The organism is Pseudomonas aylmerensis (genome assembly GCF_001702265.1).
Taxonomy (GTDB): Bacteria; Pseudomonadota; Gammaproteobacteria; order Pseudomonadales; family Pseudomonadaceae; genus Aquipseudomonas; species Aquipseudomonas aylmerensis.
Map to the genome: position 1 here is coordinate 136,086 of NZ_MAUE01000023.1, position 22,214 is coordinate 158,299.

General features: G+C 61.7%; 19 protein-coding genes. 15 read left to right on the forward strand and 4 right to left on the reverse strand.

Features of this window, described 5'->3' with window-relative positions; all coding sequences use genetic code 11:
• Nucleotides 1-54 precede the first annotated feature (54 nt).
• The gene (pgm, locus tag BBG20_RS16295) at nt 55-1,698 is read left to right on the forward strand and encodes a phosphoglucomutase (alpha-D-glucose-1,6-bisphosphate-dependent) (protein ID WP_065905100.1); all 1,644 of its coding nucleotides are present in this window, start codon (nt 55-57) and stop codon (nt 1,696-1,698) included.
• Nucleotides 1,699-1,764: 66 nt separating this feature from the next.
• Here the strand turns inward: pgm and BBG20_RS16300 are convergent, their stop codons facing one another.
• A complete protein-coding gene (locus BBG20_RS16300) occupies nt 1,765-2,460 on the reverse strand; it encodes a pirin family protein (RefSeq protein ID WP_065905102.1) in 696 nt (231 codons plus the stop codon).
• Between the two features lie 218 nt (nt 2,461-2,678).
• On the opposite strand from BBG20_RS16300, the gene BBG20_RS16305 reads away from it, so the two are divergent.
• Nucleotides 2,679-5,132, forward strand: coding sequence for a UvrD-helicase domain-containing protein (locus BBG20_RS16305; protein WP_065905161.1), 2,454 nt, complete (start codon nt 2,679-2,681; stop codon nt 5,130-5,132).
• Nucleotides 5,133-5,192: 60 nt separating this feature from the next.
• On the opposite strand, the gene BBG20_RS16310 is transcribed toward BBG20_RS16305, so the two are convergent.
• Nucleotides 5,193-5,465 carry a DUF1652 domain-containing protein gene (locus BBG20_RS16310; protein ID WP_065905103.1) on the reverse strand — a complete coding sequence of 91 codons (273 nt, stop codon included), beginning with the start codon at nt 5,463-5,465 and terminating at the stop codon, nt 5,193-5,195.
• A 257-nt stretch (nt 5,466-5,722) separates the two neighbouring features.
• Here BBG20_RS16310 and BBG20_RS16315 point away from each other — a divergent pair, with 257 nt between their 5' ends.
• From BBG20_RS16315 to BBG20_RS16330, 4 genes are read left to right on the forward strand one after another with little or no spacing between them, the layout of a single operon-like run.
• Nucleotides 5,723-6,532: a helix-turn-helix transcriptional regulator gene (locus BBG20_RS16315; protein ID WP_065905104.1), complete on the forward strand. Its 810-nt coding sequence runs from the start codon at nt 5,723-5,725 to the stop codon at nt 6,530-6,532.
• A 49-nt stretch (nt 6,533-6,581) separates the two neighbouring features.
• Complete coding sequence (locus BBG20_RS16320; protein ID WP_065905105.1) at nt 6,582-7,988, forward strand: NAD(P)/FAD-dependent oxidoreductase; 1,407 nt, start codon at nt 6,582-6,584, stop codon at nt 7,986-7,988.
• Nucleotides 7,989-8,014: 26 nt separating this feature from the next.
• Entirely contained in the window at nt 8,015-8,356 is a 342-nt protein-coding gene (locus tag BBG20_RS16325) for a cupin domain-containing protein (RefSeq protein ID WP_065905107.1), read from the forward strand.
• A gap of 60 nt (nt 8,357-8,416) precedes the next feature.
• On the forward strand, nt 8,417-9,496 hold the full coding sequence (locus BBG20_RS16330) for a polyamine ABC transporter substrate-binding protein (protein WP_065905109.1): 1,080 nt from the start codon (nt 8,417-8,419) through the stop codon (nt 9,494-9,496).
• Nucleotides 9,497-9,865: 369 nt separating this feature from the next.
• Here BBG20_RS16330 and BBG20_RS16335 read toward each other — a convergent pair whose 3' ends face one another.
• A complete protein-coding gene (locus BBG20_RS16335) occupies nt 9,866-10,651 on the reverse strand; it encodes a helix-turn-helix transcriptional regulator (protein WP_065905111.1) in 786 nt (261 codons plus the stop codon).
• Between the two features lie 199 nt (nt 10,652-10,850).
• Between BBG20_RS16335 and BBG20_RS16340 the strand changes: the two genes are divergently transcribed.
• The 9 genes from BBG20_RS16340 to BBG20_RS31860 all read left to right on the forward strand — a co-directional run bounded on the left by BBG20_RS16340 (nt 10,851) and on the right by BBG20_RS31860 (nt 21,875).
• On the forward strand, nt 10,851-12,215 hold the full coding sequence (locus BBG20_RS16340; RefSeq protein ID WP_065905113.1) for an APC family permease: 1,365 nt from the start codon (nt 10,851-10,853) through the stop codon (nt 12,213-12,215).
• 9 nt (nt 12,216-12,224) lie between these two features.
• Nucleotides 12,225-13,328: a DmpA family aminopeptidase gene (locus BBG20_RS16345; protein ID WP_065905114.1), complete on the forward strand. Its 1,104-nt coding sequence runs from the start codon at nt 12,225-12,227 to the stop codon at nt 13,326-13,328.
• A gap of 366 nt (nt 13,329-13,694) precedes the next feature.
• Nucleotides 13,695-15,128 carry a serralysin family metalloprotease gene (locus tag BBG20_RS16350; RefSeq protein ID WP_065905116.1) on the forward strand — a complete coding sequence of 478 codons (1,434 nt, stop codon included), beginning with the start codon at nt 13,695-13,697 and terminating at the stop codon, nt 15,126-15,128.
• 49 nt (nt 15,129-15,177) lie between these two features.
• Entirely contained in the window at nt 15,178-15,546 is a 369-nt protein-coding gene (locus tag BBG20_RS16355) for a protease inhibitor Inh/omp19 family protein (protein WP_065905118.1), read from the forward strand.
• Between the two features lie 102 nt (nt 15,547-15,648).
• Nucleotides 15,649-17,400, forward strand: a complete 1,752-nt coding sequence (locus BBG20_RS16360) for a type I secretion system permease/ATPase (RefSeq protein WP_065905120.1) — start codon at nt 15,649-15,651, stop codon at nt 17,398-17,400.
• Nucleotides 17,397-18,698, forward strand: a complete 1,302-nt coding sequence (locus BBG20_RS16365) for an HlyD family type I secretion periplasmic adaptor subunit (protein ID WP_065905122.1) — start codon at nt 17,397-17,399, stop codon at nt 18,696-18,698. The genes BBG20_RS16360 and BBG20_RS16365 overlap by 4 nt, the downstream gene beginning before the upstream one ends.
• A 2-nt stretch (nt 18,699-18,700) precedes the next feature.
• Nucleotides 18,701-20,146: a TolC family outer membrane protein gene (locus BBG20_RS16370; protein WP_226939994.1), complete on the forward strand. Its 1,446-nt coding sequence runs from the start codon at nt 18,701-18,703 to the stop codon at nt 20,144-20,146.
• A 48-nt stretch (nt 20,147-20,194) separates the two neighbouring features.
• A complete protein-coding gene (locus tag BBG20_RS16375; RefSeq protein ID WP_065905124.1) occupies nt 20,195-21,625 on the forward strand; it encodes a polyurethane esterase in 1,431 nt (476 codons plus the stop codon).
• Between the two features lie 85 nt (nt 21,626-21,710).
• On the forward strand, nt 21,711-21,875 hold the full coding sequence (locus tag BBG20_RS31860; RefSeq protein ID WP_162946084.1) for a hypothetical protein: 165 nt from the start codon (nt 21,711-21,713) through the stop codon (nt 21,873-21,875).
• 42 nt (nt 21,876-21,917) lie between these two features.
• Here the strand turns inward: BBG20_RS31860 and BBG20_RS16380 are convergent, their stop codons facing one another.
• On the reverse strand, nt 21,918-22,142 hold the full coding sequence (locus tag BBG20_RS16380) for a YgdI/YgdR family lipoprotein (RefSeq protein ID WP_065905126.1): 225 nt from the start codon (nt 22,140-22,142) through the stop codon (nt 21,918-21,920).
• Between the last annotated feature and the right edge of the window lie 72 nt (nt 22,143-22,214).

A 22,214-nucleotide genomic window follows, 5' to 3' on the forward strand; every position in this document is an offset into this window, starting at 1 on the left:
TCGAACACTCAGTAAACTGCGACTTTTCCGATTCCTTCTTTCCGAGGTTCATGCATGACAATCAGTCCTTTTGCGGGCAAGCCGGCGCCAGCCCAGTTGCTGGTGGATATCCCGCGACTGGTCACGGCCTACTACACCGGCCAGCCTGATGCAGCAATCTCCACCCAGCGCGTGGCCTTTGGTACCTCCGGGCACCGGGGCTGCTCGTTCGACCTGAGCTTCAACGAATGGCATGTGCTCGCCATCAGCCAGGCCATCTGCCTGTATCGCGAAGCCCAGGGCATTAACGGCCCGCTGTTTGTCGGCCTGGATACTCACGCACTGTCGACGCCAGCCGGCGCCAGTGCGCTGGAAGTGCTGGCCGCCAACGGCGTGCACGTGATGCTGGCCGAAGGTGATGAATACACACCAACGCCGGCGATTTCCCACGCCATCATCTGCTACAACCGCGGTCGTACCAGCGGCCTGGCCGACGGCATCGTGATCACGCCGTCACACAACCCGCCGCAAAGCGGCGGCTACAAGTACAACCCGCCCAATGGTGGCCCGGCTGATACCCACGTCACCAAGTGGATCGAAGCCAAGGCCAACGAACTGCTGGCGAACAAGCTGGCTGGCGTCAAGCGCATCACCCACGCGCAGGCCCTCAAGGCGGACACCACCCATCGCCATGACTACCTCAATAGCTACGTGGCGGACCTGGTCAATGTGATCGACATGGACGCCATCCGCAGCGCCGGCCTGCGCCTGGGCGTGGACCCGCTGGGCGGAGCAGGGGTGCGCTACTGGTCGGCGATTGCCGAGCATTACCGCCTGAACCTGGACGTGGTGAACACCGAAGTCGATTCGACGTTCCGCTTCATGAGCGTCGACTGGGATGGCCAGATCCGCATGGACCCGTCCTCCAGCTACGCCATGCAAGGCCTGATCGGCCTCAAGGAGCGCTTCGACGTTGCCTTCGCCTGCGACCCGGACCACGACCGCCACGGCATCGTGACCCCGTCCGGCGGCCTGTTGGCGCCCAACAACTACCTCGCGGTGTCGATCGACTACCTGTTCCAGAACCGTCCCGACTGGCGTGCCGACGCGGCCGTGGGCAAGACCGTGGTCAGCAGCGGCCTGATTGACCGCGTGGCCGCCCGCATCGGTCGGCGCCTGTACGAAGTGCCGGTGGGCTTCAAGTGGTTCGCCGATGGGCTGTTCGAGGGTTCGCTGGGCTTTGGCGGTGAAGAAAGCGCCGGTGCCTCGTTCCTGCGCAAGGACGGCACGGTGTGGAGCACCGACAAGGACGGTTTGATCCCGGCGCTGCTGGCGGCAGAAATGACCTCGCGCAAAGGCCAGGACCCGAGCCAGATCTACCGTGGCTTGACGGATGCGCTGGGCGAACCCTTTGCCATTCGCGTCGACGCCAAGGCGACGCCGGCGCAAAAGGCCCTGTTGGGCAAGCTGTCGCCGGAGCAGGTGACCTCCACCGAACTGGCCGGCGAAAGCATCAAGCAGATCCTCAGCCATGCGCCGGGCAACAACCAGGCGATTGGCGGCTTGAAAGTGATGACCGAAAACGGCTGGTTCGCCGCGCGTCCGTCCGGCACCGAGGACATCTACAAGATCTACGCCGAGAGCTTTATCGGCGAAGATCACCTCAAGCAGCTGGTAGAAGAGGCACAAGTGCTGGTTGACGGCGCCATCAGCGAATAACCCGCTGAAGGCGCCGGCCTGCCGGCGATAGCGCTCGCAAGACCGCCATCGCCGGCAAGCCACGGCTCAAGCGAGGTCGACCAATACGATCTCGCTGTCTTCAATTGCCGTCACGTGCAACACCTGCTCATCTTCCACGGCAACCCCGTCTCGCGCTTGCGCACGCAAGCCATTGACTTCAATCACGCCCGTCGCCGGCACCAGATACGCCCGACGCCCTTGGTCCAGGCGGTATTGCGCAGTTTCCCCAGCCTTCAGATTGGCCGCTACCAGGCGTGCATCGGCGCGAATGCGCAGGCTTTCGCTGTCTCCGGCCTTGCCGCTGGCCAGTGTGACAAAGCCTTCTCGATCACCCTTGGGGAACGGCTTGGCGCCCCACGACGGCGGCAAACCGGCCTCGTTCGGGATAATCCAGATCTGGAAGATCTTGGTGGGTGTCGCTTCCAGGTTGTATTCGCTGTGGGCGATGCCGGTGCCGGCACTCATCACCTGTACGTCACCGGCCTCGGTGCGGCCTTTGTTGCCCAGGTTGTCGGCGTGGCTGATGGCGCCTTCACGCACATAAGTGATGATTTCCATGTCCCGGTGCGGGTGCTGCGGGAAGCCGGTGCCAGGGGCGATGATGTCGTCGTTCCACACCCGCAGGTTGCCCCAGTGCATGCGTTTGGGATCATGGTATTCAGCAAATGAAAAATGATGATGGGCATCGAGCCAGCCGTGGTGGGCGCCGCCCAAGGTGGTAAAAGGTCGAAGTTCAAGCATGATCGTCTCCTGTTGATGGCGCCTATGATCCAGCAGGGCATAATCGATAAAAAGCGTAAAAAATGCCTGATTCCTATCAATCGATTAGATTGGTAGCCGGCGCTTGTACTTTCAGTTCATCGCCTAACTGCATGACGGCAAAGCAATTGGTGGAACTGAACGGCAATTCCGGCGACCATGGCGAACTTGTTGAAACTCAGCTCATCGCAGGAGTCCGCGTGCCGCAACACAAGCCTGATCTGCCCCCTGAACTGCGCCCCCTGGCAGAAATGCCCCTGTTGAAACGCCTCGCCGCTCGCCTGTTTGGCCATGGCCTGACCCGGTTGCGTGCCCAGCACCGGTTTTCCTGGTTGCACGGCCAGGCCGATGGTTTTCGCAGCGGCCATGAAGCAGGGGTGGAGTACGGCTATCGCGAGGGCAAGGCGGACGGCCTTGAAGAAGGCCGCCAAGTCCTGCTGATCCGCGACTTCCGCCCGGACGAGCACCGTGCGCCGGGCGTGGATGACAGCCTGTTCGACGATTGGCGCCTGCCGCTCACGGCCGATATCAAGAAGCGTATCAAGGCTGACGTTGCCCGACTCCTGCCGGCCCATGCCCAACCGAGCGCGGCGCAATGGAAGATGATCTTCAGCGATACGCCATCAACCTCGGTGATTGCCGGCGCCGGCGCGGGCAAATCGACCTCGCTGGTGCTGCGGATTCTGCTGCTCACCCATTACCTGGGCTTTGAACTCAGCTCGATGACCGTCGTGACGTTCACCCGCGAGTCGCGCAAAGACTTCATCAACAAGCTCATGGAAATCCTCAACCTCTGGGGCCAACCCCTTGGTTTTAAAGAAGCCCAGGCCGTGGTGCGCACCTTTCATTCGCGCATCCTGCCGATGGTGCGCAGCCTGCCGGGCTTTGAGCGCCTGCAGGCGTTCGAGAACCTCAGCGCGGGTTTCGAAGAGGCTGACAGCAACCCGTTCGACCTGCGTATCGGTGATGCCCAGCGCCAGCAGATGAATGCCTGCTATCACCAGTTGCATGGCCGCCACGCGCGATTTCGCGAGCTGATGACACCGCTGGCCCGACAAGGCCTGCAACTCAAGGAGTTGGAGCGCGACCATCCGGATGTGCAGAAGCGCATGGCAGTGACCGAACTGGCTGCCAAGCGTGATGAAGAGCTCTGTGATGTGATCGAGGACCTGTGGTTCCGTGCCGGCGCGTGGCCGATCAAGGGCATTGAGCCCAGCCGCCAGACCTTCGAAATCAATGGTGCGCAGTTTCACTGCCATGGCTATATCCCGGAGCTGGATGCCTGGGTAGTGCTGGGCTTCGACTCGCGGGAGAACGCGCAGATCAGCCGGCCGAATGCAAAACTGTCGGTGCGTGCAGAGTGGGCGGTAAAGCGCACCCTGTTTCAAGCTTTCTGTCATAAGCCATTGATATGGTTGGATAGTTACGATTCGTCCAAGCGCCTTTTGAGCAGCCTCGCCGGTGACGCCAGTGCCGGGCCCGGCTTTGATTACAAGGTCAAGGGTGAGCTGGCCTCGGCGCCGTTGCTGGACAGCTTTGTCATGGCGGCGGGGTTTATCGAGAACCTGGGGCTCGACGTGCCGACCGCCGTCGGCAACATGAGCTTTGCCAAGGACGATCCCGATCGCTTCTTCTTCGAGGCCCTGAGCATTTTCTGGAAAGCCCTGGAAGACCATCTGCTCGATCAATCCCCGCCGATCATGACCTACAACCGGATGTTTTCGCTGTTCGGCGAAAATACCCCGGAAAACCTCAAGCTGCTCAGTGATCCGCTGTTGCGCCCGATGTCGCACCTGATGATCGACGAGTTCCAGGATGTGTCGCCGCAGATCGTCTCGTGGATCCGCGCCAGCCTGCGCGAGATCCGCAGTCGCGGCCCGGCGATGCATGTCGGGCGGGGGGCGCAACGCTCGTCGTTGTTGTGCGTGGGCGATGACTGGCAGTCGATCTACGGCTGGCGCGGCAGTTCGCCGAAGTACTTCATGGCATTCAACCAGGAGTTCCCGTCGCCGAGTACCACGCGGGTGATGCTGGGTGAGAACTACCGCAGCCATCAGCACATCATTGATGCTGCCGAACACATTGTGCGGGCCGCACCGGCGATCCCTGGCAAGAAAGCCAAGGCGGCTGGCACACCCAAGGCGTTGGTGCCGGTCACCGTACTCGAACGTGACGACGCCGCCTTAGGTCGCAAGCTGCTGGAGCACTATCAGCAGGGCGATTCAGTATTGATGTTGTATCGAAAAAGCAGCGATAAACTATTGATTCAAGAGCATATTCAGTCTGTAATTAATGTGGATTCTAGTTTGCCAATCCAGGCGCGCCGGTTGAAACAGCTGACCTATCACAGCGCCAAGGGCCTGCAGGCGGATGCGGTCTTCCTGCTGGGAGATTGCCAGCACGTAACCAGCTCGCCCTACAAGAACCAGGTCTATCGCATGGCGGGCCTGGGCAAGGACGGTGACAGCGAGCCCTATGACACAGCGCAAAAGGACGAAGTGCTGCGCCTGGCTTATGTCGGTATTACCCGAGCGGTGAGCCACTGCTATTGGTATGTGGAGAAACCGGAAGGTCCGGCAGTGAATGTGCCGAAAGCCTCGGAGCGGGTGGATGGCAGGAAAGCATTCTTCGACGACCAACGAATCCTTGTGTAGGGGCCGGCTTGACGGCGATGCCTACCCAGATCGTTGACCCATTGTTTGATGGATGAGCTGTCAGGCCCGCAACGACAGCGGCGGCACGAATGACTCGAGTTCATCCTCCACCGCCTCGATGATGCGCTCCACGTCGGCGGCGTTCATCACCGTGGCACACGGGATGCCGGCAATGGCGATCAAGGTTTCGCCGCTGACACGGTCGAACAGGCGGGCGATCATACTGCCGGGCGCGTCCATGCTCGCCTCGAAGCCCATCGGATGAAAATGCCAGCGCATCAGCTGGCAGGCGTTGGGGAACGTCACTTTGTTCATATTGCCCACCTTGTACATTGAGCGCTTCCTTTAGCTCGCGGCAGGGAGCCATGACCTTCACTGGTCGTGGCGTCGGAGAACTTCAAAATAGCATTCGTTCGCAAGCCCAAGGAGACTTTTTTAGCCCCGTTCGGCGGTTGTTTTCGATTCGTTTGATATGGATCACGGCTTACAAGAAATTAGGCAAAAGGCCATTAGTCAGAAGTTGCCACCGTCCATTGAACGCACCGCGAAAATTCGGCAATCTCCAGGGTTTACCCGCCGCAGAGCTCTTCATGCCCGACCTCAGCCCCGACGATGACAGCCAGTGTTCCCACGCCACGCGTGAACTGGTGCTGCGCCACCACCTGTGCTGGCGGCATCGGGACCTGGACGGGGTGATGTCCTATTACCACGCGGATATCCAGTACCACGACTTCTTCCAGAACCGCGTGGTCGGCTATGCCGAGTTGCGTGAGTACCTGCAGGCCAGCATGCCCCGCGAAGCGGACGAGGCGATTGAACACTCCGATCGCATTCGCGCCGATGGCGACACCGCGTTTATCCAGTACCGCATCACGCTGCGGGGCAGCCAGGGCCTGGTGTCGTTTCGTACCAGCGAGGCCATCACGGTGCGGGACGGGTTGATCTGGCGGGTCAATGAATACGCGTCGCTGGTGCATGAACAGCCGACGCAGGCGACGCGACCCACGGTCAGCCGCCTGGGCCTGTCGCCCCAGCAATTGGGGCACATGGCCAATGACCTGCAGCAATACTTCGAGCGCAAGCAACCCTACCTGGACCCGGAGCTGGACCTGCAGCGGGTTGCCAAGGAGTGTGGCTACAGCCGCAATCAGATTTCCTACCTGCTGAACCAGGTGCTGGGGCAAAGCTTCTACCGCTACGTCAACCAGGCGCGGCTCCAGCATTTGCTCGCAGCCCTGGACAGCGCGGTGCCGCCGATCAAGGTCGATGACCTGGCGTTTGCGGCCGGTTTCAATTCGCTGTCGGCGTTCTACAGCGCGTTTCGCCAGCACACCGGCCAATCGCCCAAGGCCTACGTCAAACAAATTTCCCTGCGTGCACGCGCGCAAGACAGCCAATAACGCCGCGCTCTAGGATCCAGCCTATCGAAACGAGGTAGGGGAGCTTGGCATGCCGGCATGGCGCAATATCAGTTTATGGATGGACCAGCTGGACGACCCGCTGACCGCGCGGGCCTCCCTTGAGCATGACCTGGACGTCAATGTCGCCATTATCGGCGCCGGTTACACCGGCCTGTGGACCGCCTATTACCTGAAACGCCAGGCGCCTGAACTGAAAATCGCGATCATCGAGGCGCAAACCGCCGGCTTCGGTGCCTCCGGCCGCAACGGCGGCTGGCTGATGGGCAACCTGCTGGGTGAAGACCGCCTGCTGGCGGGCCTCGCGCCCGAACAACGTCGCGCCTCGTTTGACCTGTTGCACGCCATCCCCGACGAAGTGGCGCAGGTGCTGGCCCATGAAGGCATCGACTGCGACTACCGCAAGGGCGGCGCGTTGTACTGTGCCGCGCGCTACCCCGAGCAGGAAGGCAGCCTGCGCCGCTACCTGGATAAATTGCATGCCCAGGGCCTGACGGAGGCCGACTATCGCTGGCTCGGCCCGCAGCAATTGGCCGAGCAGATTCGCATCGCCAAGCCCTATGGCGGTATTTATGCACCGCATGTCGCCACGATCAACCCGGCCAAGCTGGTGCGCGGCCTTGCGCGGGTAGTGGAGCGCATGGGTGTCGCGATCTACGAAAACAGCCCGGTCACCCACTGGCAGTCCGGTAGCCTGCGCACCGCCAAGGCCAGTGTGCGCGCCGCCTGGGTGGTGCCGGCTGTGGAGGGGTATGCCACGACGTTGCCGCCTTTGGGCCAGTACCAATTGCCGGTACAGAGCCTGATCGTTGCCACCGAGCCGCTGCCTGCCAGCACCTGGGATCAAATCGGCCTGAACCATGGCCAGGCATTTGGTGAGAGCAGCCGCCAGGTCACTTATGGCCAGCGTTCGGCGGACAACCGCCTGGTGTTCGGCGCCCGTGGCGGTTATCAGTTCGCCGGCAAGTTGCGGCACAACTTCGATTTGACCGACAGCGAGGTCGAGCTGCGTCGCTACCTGTTCGGCGAACTCTTCCCACAGCTCAAGAACGTGCGGATCACCCACTCCTGGGGCGGCAACCTCGGCATGTCGCGCCGGTTCCGCCCGCACATGCTCTGTGATCACAAGACCGGCATCGCGCTGTCCGGCGGCTATGGCGGGGAGGGCGTCGGTGCGACGAACCTGGGCGGCCGCACCTTGGCCGACTTGATCCTGGGCCGCGACACGCCGCTGGTCCAGCAACCCTGGGTGATCCGCGAGCGCGGCCTGGACGCGCTCAAGGCCTGGGAACCGGAACCCTGCCGCTGGCTGGGGTACAACGCGATCATTCGCAGTTTTGTCCATGAAGACCAGGTGTTGGCCAACCCCAACACCGCGCCCTGGCGCCGCAAGCTGGCGACCGGCATGGCCGAGTTCATGGAAGGTTTCATGCACTAAGTCGTTTCACTCACACGGGAAAACCCATGAGCATCACTCAATTCAAAGACACGCTGAATGCCCACTTGCCCGACGCATCACCGGTGGCCGTGCCGTTGGGCGAGCCCATCGCCGTGGCGTCGACCCTGAGCGTGGAGCGCAACGACGGCGTCGAAACCGGCATCTGGGCGTGCACGCCGGGCCGCTGGCGTCGGCAGATCAAATCCCAGGAGTTTTGCCACTTTATCCAGGGTCGCTGCACCTTCACCCCGGACCACGGAGAAACCATTCACATAGAAGCCGGCGACGCACTGATGTTGCCAGCCAACAGCACCGGTATCTGGGATATCCAGGAAACCGTGCGCAAGACCTACGTATTGATTCTGTAACGCTTTGATCCTTGATCGCCTGCCATAAAAACAGCCCTAAAACCGCCAGGAAATCGAACCATGAAAGCCATTGCCCTGTTGCCCTTGATGTTGGTGGCCTCTATCAGCCAGGCCGCCGAGACGGTGAAAATCTACAACTGGTCGGACTACATCGCGCCGGACACCACCAAGAACTTCCAGAAAGAAACCGGCATCGGTTTTACCTACGACGTCTACGACAGCAACGAAACCCTGGATGGCAAGTTGATGACCGGTAAATCCGGCTACGACGTGGTGTTTCCGTCCAACCACTTCATGGCCCGCCAGATCCAGGGCGGCGCGCTGAAGAAGCTCGACAAGAGCCAGTTGCCGAACTGGAAGAACCTCAACCCGGTGCTGCTCAAGGCCCTGGAAAACAACGACCCGGGCAATGCCCACGGCTTCCCGTACCTGTGGGGCAGTACCGGCATCGGCTACAACATCGACAAGGTCAAGGCGGTGCTGGGCGATAACGCGCCAGTGGATTCCTGGGACTTGATCTTCAAGCCCGAGAACATGGCCAAGTTGCAGAAGTGCGGGGTGGCGATCCTCGATAACGGCCCGGAATTGTTGCCCGCCGCGCTGAATTACCTGGGCTTGCCGCACCACAGCAAGAAGGCCGAAGACTACAAGAAAGCCGAAGACCTGCTGATGAAAGTGCGGCCTTACGTGGCGTACTTCCACTCCTCGAAGTACACCGCTGACCTGGCCAATGGCGATATCTGCGTGGCCGTCGGTTTCTCCGGCGACATCCTGCAAGCCGAAAGCCGCGCCAAGGAAGCCAAGAACGGCGTGAACATCGGCTACAACATTCCCAAGGAAGGCGCCGCCATCTGGTTCGACATGGTCGCCATGCCCGCCGATGCGCCCGACGAAAAAGCCGGCTATGCGTTCATGAACTACCTGTTGCGCCCGGAAGTGATGGCCAGCATCACCAACTACGTGCACTACGCCAACGGCAACCAGGCCGCCGACAGCCTGGTGGACCCGGCGATCAAGGCCGACACCAAGGTCTACCCGAGCCCCGAGATGATGGGCAAGCTGTTCGCGCTGGAAGCCATGCCGCTGAACATCGACCGGATTCGGACGCGGGTGTGGAACACCATTCGTACCGGGCGCTGAAGATAGGGGGTGGAGTGGCTACTGCGGCAAGCCTGTTTAGTGTGGTGAACCATTTGCTGTGGTGAACCGGCTCGTTGTGGTGAACCGGGTTGTTGTGGCGAGCGGGTTTACTGTGGCGAGCGGGCTTGCCCCGCGTTGGGCTGCGCAGCAGCCCCATTCAGTGAGCATGCGGTGTATCAGGTACTCATCTGAGGCTGGTTTGGGGGCTGCTTCGCAGCCCAACGCGGGCGGTGCGACGATTCGACAAGCCCGCTCGCCACAAAAGAAAGGAAAAGCCACCTTCTGCAATAGGGCCACCCTGCACAATCGAGCCACCATCAAACCCCACCTCACACAACACCCCGCCCATTCATCCCTGAGCCCTCCGGCTCAGGGATTTTCCAGATCATGCCCCAACGACTGGATAAACAACGAAAACAGCTCCGGCTGTGACGAAATATCCAGCTTCGCGTAAAGATGCCGACGGTGCACCTTCACCGTGTCCGGCGAGATGTTCAGCCGCTCGGCCATGGCCTTGGAAGAGAACCCGCGCAGCACCAGGCGGGCGATTTCCAGTTCGCGGTCCGACAGCACGCCGCAGCCGAACTGGCCCAGTGCATCGCGAATCTGGCTGTCCATGGCCGGCGCGCGCTGGGTGCTCTGCTGCCAGTGCTGCTGCATCAATGGCAACACCCACGCCGCCAAGGTGGTCATCAGCCCGGTCTCATCGGCGCTGAAGCGCCTTTGCATCCCCAGCGACAACGACAACGTGCCCGCCCCAGGCAGTTGCAGGATGAATTGCACCTCGTCTTCCAGCACATTGTCGTGGAAGTAATTGAGGAAGTATTCACTCTGGCGAAAATGGTCCGGCGCCACTTCTTCCAGGCGGTACACGCCGCTGGCGTAGCCTTCGCGGCAAGCCTGGAAGAACGGGTCGAGCAGGTACAAGCCATTGAGGTACACCAGCATCGAGGCCGGCTTGCTGCTGGGCTGGGCGTCGTATTCTTCCAGGGCCTGGGGGGCGCCCTCCACGGGATAGTAAATCGCCAGGGCGTTATCGAACGGCAAACACTGGTGCAGCAACAGCACCAGCTGTTTCCAGAAGCGCTCGGTGCCGATGTGCGCGACGGTGCGGCCCAGCCCTGCGTGCATGCCGACTTCCCGGAACAGGCTCATGTAACAGGCTCCCGCCAGCAAAAGATCGGCCAAGGGTTCGGCTTTTGTCGGGTGCCGTCAAGGGGAGTACGCCAATAGGGGAATTGGCTGACATAAACCCAGCGTTTACCTTCGCCATTATCCAGTGGGAAACATATCCCGCGATATTCAGACTTTTCGTTTCTGCCTCACACCAAGAACAACGACAGAGGATAACGATATGAGCACTTCACCCACGCCCGACGGCGTGCTGAAACCGACCCTGAGTGTCTTCGATGTGGTGGCCATCACCGTGTCCGCGGTGACGCCCGCCAGTTCCGTCTTCGTGATTGCGCCCTTTGCCATTCAACAGGCCGGCAGCGGGGTGTTCCTGGCGTTTGTGATGGCCGGGCTGCTGGCGCTGATGTTCGCTTTTTGCTACGCCGAACTGGGCCGCGCCCATAACAGTGCGGGCGGTGAATATGTGTATGCCAAGCGGGTGTTTGGGGGGATGGCCGGCTATGCGACGTTTCTGACGGTGCTGGTGATGTTGCTGTTTATCCCGCCGGTATTGGCCACGGGCGCCGCGACCTACCTGAACAACGCGCTGGGCACGCATTTCGACGCACAGACCGTCGCGCTGGTGATCGTGGTGTGCAGTTACGCGCTGGGCATCCTCAATATCAAGCTCAATGCCTGGATCACCGGCACGTGCCTGCTGTTGGAAGTCGCGGCGTTGCTGGTGATCGTGGTGATCGGCTTTGGCAATCCGGTGCAGCCCGCCAGTGTGCTGTTCCAACCGCAGATCGTCGAAAACGGCGTGTTGCACCTGGCGCCCTGGGCCTTGGTGATCGGCGCGGTGGGCATTGGTCTGTTTTCCTACAACGGCTATGGCCCGGCGGTGTTGCTCGCCGAAGACATGAAGTGCGGCGGCAAGGGCGTGCACAAGGCGGTGTTGTGGTCCCTGGGCCTGGTGGTCGTGATCGAACTGGTGCCGATTACCGCGCTGTTGATCGGCGCGCCGTCGCTGAGCGCGATGATCAGCAGCCCGGACCCGATCGGCTATCTGCTGACCAGCCATGGCAACGAAACCCTGTCGCGACTGGTCAGCGCGGGGATCTTCCTGTCGGTGTTCAACGCCATCGTCGCCATCGTGATCCAGATCGGTCGCGTGGTGTTCAGCAGCGGGCGGGATGCGCTGTGGACGCCTACCATCAATAAGCTGTTCACCCGCATCCATCCGCGCTGGGATTCGCCTTGGCTGGCCACGCTGTTCCTGGCGATCCCGTCGGCGCTGCTGAGCTTCAGCTCCAACCTGGCCGATCTCACCTCGTTCAGCGTGCTGCTGATCATGCTGGTGTACCTGGTGGTGGCGTTGAGCGCGTTGATGAGCCGCGTACTGCTGCGCGACCGCGAGCACCCTTACCGCATGCCGCTCTGGCCGCTGCCGGCGCTGGTGGCCGTGCTGGGCGCCGGGTACCTGTTAGTGACCTTGCTGGTGGCAGCCTCGGTGCGCGACATCATGATCATCATCGGCTTGCTGGCCTTGTCGGTGATTCTGTATTGCATCAGTGGCCGGTTGAGTCCGGCGTTCCAGAAATTGTAAGGAGTGGTTATGCGTGCACGTCAACTAGGCATCACTTTGGGGCTGGGTGTCCCCGGCGAATTGAATGCCATCACCGATGTTCCCGGGGTGCGGGTCGGCCACAGTACGCTCAACACGCGCATTGATGGCAAGCAGGTGCGCACCGGGGTGACCGTGGTGCAGCCACGGGCCGGGGAGGCGCGCCAGCAACCGTGCTTCGCCGGTTACCACGTGCTCAACGGCAATGGCGATGCCACCGGCCTGGAGTGGATCAGCGAGGCGGGCCTGTTGACCACGCCGCTGGCCATCACCAACACCCACAGCATCGGCATTGTGCGCGACACCTTGATCGCCCTGGAGCGCGAGCGCCTGGCGGACCCGGCGGTGTACTGGTGCATGCCGGTGGTGATGGAAACCTACGATGGCCTGCTCAATGACATCTGGGGCCAGCACGTAAAGCCTGCGCATGTGCGCGAGGCGCTGGATAACGCCGCCGGTGGCCCGGTGCAGGAGGGTGCCGTCGGCGGTGGTACGGGGATGATCTGCCATGAATTCAAGGGCGGCATCGGCAGCGCCTCGCGCTGCTTGCCGGCGGAGCAGGGTGGCTGGACCGTCGGCGTGCTGGTGCAGGCCAACCATGGTAAACGCCAGGAATTACGCGTCGACGGCTACCCGGTGGGGCGTCAGTTGCTGGATATCCCCTCGCCGTTTGCCGAGCGCGGCACGCCGGGGATGGGCTCGATCGTGGTGATCATCGCCACGGACGCACCCTTGCTGCCGCATCAGTGCCAGCGCCTGGCGCAACGCGCATCCATCGGCATCGCGCGCACCGGCGGCGGTACCGAGGATTCCAGCGGCGACCTGTTCCTGGCGTTCGCCACCGGCAACCACGACTTGCCGCCCGCCGATTACGCGCGCAAGGACCTGCCGCTGAGCAGCGCACTGCAGATGGTCAACAACGATCATATTTCGCCGCTGTTCAGCGCGGCCGCCGAGGCGGTGGAGGAAGCCATCATCAACGCGATCCTGGCCGGGGAAGACATGCTGACCGACGCCGGCGTGAAAGTGCCTGGACTCGGCGCCGATACATTGTTGGAAGCACTCAGCAAGACCGGCTGGCGTCTGCCCCGGTAATACGGGACACACAGGATTAATACGTTAAGGTAATGGCTATTTAGTGTTGTGAATGACACCCTGCCAATATATTGGATCCATTAATTAAGCAGGCCGCCCAAGTTGGGCGGCTTTACTGCTATTTAATATTTAAATAACCGGCACGGTCTTTTGTCCGACAAAAACTCGCCGGCCCAATAAATACGGCCTTGAACTTCTGAAAGTTGCTGGCGTGCCACTGTTTTGCCAAAGAAATACAAGTGGACGAAAGATTTCAAGTTGTGTCAGTTTTCTTACGCCTTCAAAAGAGGCGAGTGATAGGACGATCTCGCCCGCGGGGTTCCTATCGATCAAAACTGATGCATTTGCAAACAAGGAAGTACGTTTATGTCAAAAGTAAAAGAGCAGGCTATTGTGTCGGCGGCGCAAGTCAGCACGGCGTATTCGCAAATCGATAGCTTCAGCCATTTGTATGACCGTGGCGGCAACCTCACGGTCAATGGCAAACCGTCCTATTCCGTCGATCAGGCAGCCACCCAGCTGCTGCGCGACGGCGCTGCATACCGGGACGTGAACGGTAACGGCAAGATCGACCTGACCTACACCTTCCTGACCTCGGCCTCCTCGAGCACCCTGAACAAACACGGGATCTCGGGTTTCAGCCAGTTCAACGCCCAGCAGAAAGACCAGGCGGTACTGGCGATGCAATCCTGGTCGGACGTGGCCAACGTGACCTTCACTGAGAAGGCCACCGGCGGCGATACCCACATGACCTTCGGCAACTACAGCGGCGGCCAGGACGGCGCGGCGGCCTTCGCCTACCTGCCCGGCACCGGCGCGGGCTACGACGGCACCTCGTGGTACCTGACCAACAGCAGCTACACGCCCAACAAGACGCCGGACCTCAACAACTACGGCCGGCAGACCCTGACCCACGAAATCGGCCACACCCTAGGCCTGGCTCACCCTGGCGACTACAACGCCGGGAATGGCAACCCGACCTACAACGACGCGACCTATGGACAGGACACTCGCGGCTACAGCGTCATGAGTTACTGGAGCGAGAGCAACACCAACCAGAACTTCAGCAAAGGCGGGGTCGAGGCCTATGCGTCGGGCCCGTTGCTGGACGACATTGCGGCGATCCAGAAGCTCTACGGTGCCAACTACAACACCCGCGCCGGCGACACCACCTACGGCTTCAACTCAAACACCGGGCGTGATTTCTACAGCGCCACCTCGAATGCCGACAAGCTGGTGTTCTCGGTGTGGGACGGGGGCGGCAACGATACCCTGGACTTCTCCGGTTTTACCCAGAACCAGAAGATCAACCTCAATGAGGCGTCGTTTTCCGATGTCGGCGGCCTGGTGGGCAACGTGTCCATCGCCAAGGGCGTGACCATCGAGAACGCGTTCGGCGGTGCCGGCAACGACCTGATCATCGGCAATAACGCGGCCAACGTGATCAAGGGTGGCGCCGGCAACGACATCATCTACGGCGGTGGCGGTGCCGACCAACTGTGGGGCGGCGCGGGCAATGACACCTTTGTGTTCGGCGCCAGCTCCGACTCCAAGCCGGGTGCGGCAGACAAGATCTTTGACTTTACCTCGGGTTCGGACAAGATCGACCTCAGCGGCATCACCAAAGGCGCAGGCCTGACCTTCGTCAATGCCTTCACCGGGCATGCCGGCGATGCTGTACTGACCTACGCGGCAGGCACCAACCTGGGGACCCTGGCGGTCGACTTCTCCGGTCACGGCGTGGCGGATTTCCTCGTCACTACCGTAGGCCAGGCGGCCGTCAGCGACATCGTGGCGTGATGCACGAGCGCGGCGCTTCGGCGCCGCGCTTTGAGGATGGAGCCGCTCAATGAAAGGTTTTTTTCAATCGATCGCCTGCGCTGTGCAGGTGATAGTCGTGTCGGCAGGAGCCCACGCAATGGCGAGCAGTCTTGTATTACCCAGCAGCGCCCAACTGGCGGGGCACTGGCAGTTGCACCAGGCGGATCAGGTCTGCGCCCTCGACCTGCTGGAACAGGCCAACGCCTTGGGCGGCGACGTGGCGTGCGTGGCGCAATGGTTGGGGGACACGCCCCGGACCTGGTCGCCGACCCCCGACGGCATCTGGCTGATGAACGCCGAAGGCAGCGGGATAACCCATTTGAATCGCCAGAAAGAAGGCGAATACCAGGGGCGCACGGCGTCGGGTGGCGTGGTGGTATTACACCGCGCGCCTTAGTTGCCGTTATAACGCTATAACTCAAGTTTATTAGTTGGCCGCTCCTGATCGGGGGTGCGGGCAACTATTGCGTGTCGTTTGGTTCAAGGAAGATAAACCACTATGGCCAAGCCTATTGCCGTGGCGCCTTTATTCAAGGCGCTGGGTGAATACAAGAGCATCCTGATCAGTGTCGGCTGTTTTACCGCGCTGATTAACCTGTTGATGCTGGTGCCGTCGATTTACATGCTGCAAGTGTATGACCGCGTGCTGTCCTCGCAGAATGAAACCACCCTGGTCATGTTGACGCTGATGGTCGTGGGGTTCTTTGCGTTTATTGGCACACTGGAAGTTATCCGCAGTTTTATCGTGATCCGTATTGGCAGCCAGTTGGAACGCCGTTTCAACTTGCGCGTGTACAAGGCCGCTTTTGAACGCAACCTGCAACGCGGTCAGGGGCATGCCGGCCAGGCGCTGGGCGACTTGACCCTGTTGCGCCAGTTCATCACCGGCCCGGCGCTGTTCGCGTTTTTCGATGCGCCATGGTTTCCCCTCTACCTGCTGGTGATTTTCCTCTTCAACGTGTGGCTCGGGGTCCTGGCCACGGCGGGTGCGGTGCTGCTGATCGGCCTGGCGTGCCTCAACGAATACCTGACTAAAAAGCCCTTGGGCGAGGCGGGCGCCTATTCCCAGCAATCGAGCCAACTGGCCACCAGCCATTTGCACAACGCCGAGACCATCCAGGCCATGGGCATGCTCGGTGCCCTGCGCAAACGCTGGTTTGCCGTGCATTCGCAATTTCTGGGGTTGCAGAACACCGCCAGCGACACCGGTTCGGTGATCACGTCCTTGAGCAAATCCCTGCGTCTGTGCCTGCAATCACTGGTGTTGGGCCTGGGCGCATTGCTGGTGATCAAGGGCGATATGACTGCCGGGATGATGATCGCAGGCTCCATCCTGATGGGCCGCGTACTGAGCCCCATCGACCAGTTGATCGCGGTGTGGAAACAGTGGAGTTCGGCCAAGTTGGCCTACCAACGCCTGGACGATCTGCTGCGTGAATTCCCTCCCGACAGCGAGCCGATGAAGCTCCCGGCGCCGCAGGGCCAGATGAGTTTCGAGCAGGTCAGCGCGGGGCCGCCCGGACGGCGCACGCCGACCCTGCATCAGGTCAGCTTCACCCTGGGCGCCGGCGAAGTCCTCGGCGTGCTCGGCGCTTCCGGTTCCGGCAAATCCACCCTGGCCCGCGTGCTGGTGGGGGTGTGGCCAACCCTGGGCGGCACCGTGCGCCTGGATGGCGCCGACATCCATCGCTGGGACCGCGAAGACCTCGGCCCGCACATTGGCTATCTGCCCCAGGACATTGAATTGTTCAGCGGCAGCATCGCCGACAACATCGCGCGTTTTCGCCAGGCCGATCCGGCCTTGGTCGTGCAGGCTGCGCATCAGGCCGGCGTGCATGAGCTGATTCTGCGCCTGCCGCACGGCTACGACACGCTGCTCGGCGACAACGGCGGCGGCCTCTCTGGTGGGCAGAAGCAGCGTGTGGCCCTGGCCCGCGCCCTGTATGGCGGGCCGCGCCTGATCGTGCTGGATGAGCCCAACTCCAACCTCGACACCGTCGGCGAAGCGGCCCTGGCCAGCGCCATTGTGCAGATGAAAGCCCAAGGCAGCAGCGTGGTACTGGTCACCCATCGCTCTTCGGCATTGGCCCAGGCCGACAAATTGCTGGTGCTCAACGAAGGCCGCCTGCAGGCGTTCGGCCCGAGCCAGGAGGTGTTGCGCGCATTGTCCGGCCAGCCGGAAGCACCGAAGGAAAGGCCCGGTGTGAGTTTCAGTCGTCAGTATCAAGCGGGAAGGAATCCAGGCGCATGAGCAGTCTCACTTTTGAACAACGTGACGCGCGGTTCTTCGTGCGCATGGGCTGGTTGCTGACCGTGGTCGGCGCCGGTGGATTTTTCCTCTGGGCCAGCCTGGCGCCGCTGGACCAGGGCATTCCGGTGCAGGGCACCGTCGTGGTCTCGGGCAAGCGCAAAGCGGTGCAAACCTTCAGCCCGGGCGTCGTCAGCCGGATCCTGGTGCGCGAGGGCGAAACGGTTAAACAAGGCCAGCCGCTGTTTCGCCTCGACCAGACCCAGAACCAGGCTGATGTGCAGTCGCTGCAAGCCCAGTACCGCCTGGCCTGGGCCAGCGTGGCGCGTTGGCAGAGCGAGCGCGACAACCGTTCCAGCATCCGCTTTCCCGCCGAGCTGAGCAGCAACCCCGATCCGGCCCTGGCCCTGGTGCTGGAAGGCCAGCGCCAACTGTTCAGCAGCCGCCGCGAAGCCTTTGCCCGTGAACAGGCGGGGATCCGCGCGAACATCGACGGCGCCACCGCGCAACTCGGCGGCATGCGCCGGGCGCGCAGCGACCTGACCGCCCAGGCCCAATCCCTGCGTGATCAACTGAGCAACCTGCAGCCGCTGGCCGACAATGGCTACATCCCGCGCAACCGCCTGATGGAGTACCAACGCCAACTGTCCCAGGTGCAGCAGGACCTCGCGCAGAACACCGGTGAAAGCGGCCGCGTCGAGCAGGGCATTCTCGAATCGCGCCTGAAACTGCAGCAGCACAGCGAGGAATATCAAAAGGAAGTGCGCAGCCAATTGGCCGACGCTCAACTGCGCAGCCTCACGCTGGAACAGCAACTCACCTCGGCCGGGTTCGACTTGCAACACAGTGAAATCAACGCGCCGGCCGACGGTATTGCCGTCAACCTCGGCGTGCACACCGAAGGCGCCGTGGTGCGCGCCGGTGAAACCCTGTTGGAAATCGTGCCCCAGGGCACGCGCCTGGAAGTCGAGGGGCATTTGCCGGTGCACCTGGTGGACAAGGTCGGCACGCACCTGCCGGTCGACATCCTGTTCACCGCCTTCAACCAGAGCCGCACACCACGCGTGCCGGGGGAGGTCAGCCTGATCTCCGCCGACCAGATGCTCGATGAAAAAACCGGTGCGCCGTATTACGTGCTGCGCACCACGCTCAGCGACGCGGCCGAGCAAAAACTGCAGGGCCTGGTGATCAAGCCGGGTATGCCGGCCGAGATGTTCGTGCGCACCGGCGAGCGCTCGCTGCTCAATTACCTGTTCAAGCCGCTGCTGGACCGCGCCGGCTCCGCGCTGACCGAGGAATGAGCATGAGATCGCTGCTTATTGCCGTGTTATTCAGCTGCGCCAGCGCTCACGCCGCCATGGGACCGTTCGACGTCTACGAGCAGGCGCTGCGCAACGATCCGGTGTTTCTCGGCGCCATCAAGGAGCGCGACGCCGGCCTGGAGAACCGCACCATCGGCCGCGCCGGGCTGCTGCCCAAGCTGTCCTACAACTACAACAAGGGCCGCAACAATTCCCAGGCCACTTTGCCTGACGGGCGCGGCGGCAATTATCACGACGACCGCAACTACAACAGTTACGGCTCGACCTTCAGCCTGCAGCAGCCGCTGTTCGACTACGAGGCCTACGCCAACTACCGCAAAGGCGTGGCCCAGGCGTTGTTCGCCGATGAAAGCTTTCGCGACAAGAGCCAGGCGCTGCTGGTGCGGGTGCTGACCTATTACACCCAGGCGCTGTTTGCCCAGGACCAGATCGACATCGCCCGCGCCAAGAAGAAGGCCTTCGAACAGCAGTTCCAGCAGAACCGGCACCTGTTCGAGCAGGGCGAGGGCACTCGCACCGATATTCTCGAAGCCGAGTCGCGTTATGAGCTGGCCACGGCCGAGGAGATCGAGGCGCTGGACGAACAGGACGCCGCGCTGCGCGAGCTGGGGGCGTTGATCGGAGTACAGAGCGTCAACATCGACGACCTGGCGCCGCTGAGTCCTGGTTTCGCCGCCTTCAGCTTGAGCCCGGCCAACTACGAAACCTGGCACGAGTTGGCGATCAGCAATAACCCCACGCTGGCGTCCCAGCGCCAGGCCCTGGAAGTGGCGCGCTATGAAGTGGAGCGCAACCGCGCCGGGCACCTGCCGAAAGTCACCGCCTATGCGAGTTCGCGCCAGCAGGAGTCGGACAGCGGCAACACCTACAACCAGCGCTATGACACCAACACCATCGGCGTCGAAGTCAGCCTGCCGTTGTATGCCGGTGGCGGCGTCTCGGCGTCCACTCGCCAGGCCAGCCGCGCCATGGAGCAGGCCGAGTACGAGCTGGAAGGCAAGACGCGCGAGACCTTGATCGAACTGCGTCGCCAATTCAGCGCGTGCTTGTCCGGGGTGAGCAAGTTGCGCGCGTACCAGAAGGCGCTGACGTCGGCCGAAGCGTTGGTGGTGTCGACCCGGCAAAGCATCCTTGGCGGTGAGCGGGTCAATCTTGATGCGTTGAATGCCGAGCAGCAGCTGTACAGCACACGCCGAGACCTGGCCCAGGCGCGGTATGACTACTTGATGGCCTGGACCAAGCTGCATTACTACGCCGGCAATTTGCGCGACACCGACCTGGCCAAGGTAGACGAAGCCTTCGGCACCAAGAGGATCGAGCCTCCCGCTGCAGACAAGCCCCCTGTTACGAACAAACCGCCTGAGGCAAGCCGACCCCCTGTGGCGAGCGGGCTTGCCCCGCGTTGGGCTGCGCAGCAGCCCCAATAAAACCACACACAATCTCCGGCCAATTCCAACAACAAGAGAGACAAGACCATGGGTGTATTTGACTACAAGAACCTCGGCACCGAAGCCAGCAAAACCTTGTTCGCCGATGCCACCGCAATCACGTTGTATACCTATCACAACCTGGATAACGGCTTCGCAGTCGGCTATCAGCAACATGGCTTGGGGCTCGGCCTGCCGGCCACACTGGTCGGGGCGTTGCTCGGCAGCACAGACTCCCAGGGAGTGATCCCCGGCATTCCCTGGAACCCCGACTCGGAAAAGGCCGCCCTGGACGCGGTGCACGCAGCCGGTTGGACGCCAATCAGCGTCAGCGCACTGGGCTACGGCGGCAAGGTGGATGCGCGAGGCACTTTTTTTGGCGAGAAGGCCGGCTACACCACGGCCCAGGCCGAAGTGCTGGGCAAGTACGATGACGCCGGCAAACTGCTCGAAATCGGCATCGGCTTTCGTGGCACCTCGGGCCCTCGGGAAAGCCTGATTACCGATTCCATCGGCGATCTGGTCAGCGACCTGCTCGCCGCACTGGGCCCCAAGGACTATGCGAAAAACTATGCCGGCGAAGCGTTTGGCGGCTTGCTCGAGACGGTGGCCGACTATGCCGGCGCACATGGCCTGAGTGGCAAGGATGTGCTGGTCAGCGGCCACAGCCTGGGCGGCCTGGCGGTCAACAGCATGGCCGACCTGAGCACCAGCAAATGGGCGGGTTTCTACAAGGACGCCAACTACCTGGCCTACGCCTCGCCCACCCAGAGCGCCGGCGATAAGGTCCTGAATATCGGCTACGAAAACGACCCGGTATTCCGTGCTCTGGACGGCTCCGCCTTCAACCTGTCGTCCCTCGGCGTGCATGACAAGCCCCACGAGTCGACCACCGACAACATCGTCAGCTTCAACGACCACTACGCCTCGACGCTGTGGAATGTGCTGCCGTTTTCCATCGCCAACCAGTCGACCTGGGTGTCGCATTTGCCCAGCGCCTACGGCGACGGCATGACGCGTGTGCTGGAATCGGGGTTCTACGAGCAGATGACCCGTGACTCGACGATTATCGTCGCCAACCTGTCCGACCCGGCGCGCGCCAACACCTGGGTCCAGGACCTCAACCGCAATGCCGAGCCGCACAAAGGCAATACCTTCATCATCGGCAGCGACGGCAATGACCTGATCCAGGGCGGCAAGGGCGCGGACTTCATCGAAGGCGGCAAGGGCAATGACACGATCCGCGACAACAGCGGGCACAACACCTTTTTGTTCAGCGGGCATTTTGGCCAGGATCGGATTATCGGCTACCAGCCGACCGACAAGCTGGTGTTCCAGGGCGCCGACGGCAGCACCGACCTGCGCGACCACGCGAAGGCCGTGGGGGCCGATACGGTGCTGAGTTTTGGCGCCGACTCGGTGACCCTGGTCGGGGTCGGGCTGGGCGGCCTGTGGGGCGAGGGTGTGCTGATCAGTTGAGGAGGGCGCGACGGATTATCGGCGGTCCATGCGTTTAACGGTTACCTGCGAGGTGTATCGCCTGTTGCCGTACGAGGGTTTGAGCATGTCCCGACTTCGATTGTTGCTGTGTGCCGTGGTGTTGGGGTTGAGTGGGTGTGCGGTGTACCCGGCCTATCCGGGCCCATGTTGCTACCGCCCGTACTACCACTCCTACTATTACCATCCTTACTATCGCCCGTATTACTACCATCCGTACTACCGGTATTGATCGGTCCCAACAAAAAGCCCCGCATTGCGGGGCTTTTTCATCTCAGTCTTCCTTGCGCACCGTGGCGACGTCATCGGCCTTGACCCGGATGTGCTTGCCGGCAATGTCGGTGAATTCGTAGAAACCGTCGGCGGTCTTGGTCTTGGGGGTGTCCTTGGTCAAATACTGCGTGCCGTTTTGCAGCGTCACTACGGTTTGCGTCGCGCAACCGGCCACTAGCAGAAAAGTGAGTGCAACCAGTGGCAGACCCAAATTCTTCATGTTCATAACCCTTACCTTTAACCCTGAAAAAACCACGCCAGGGGCGTGGGCCACAAATGTTACGCCATCGACTCACCC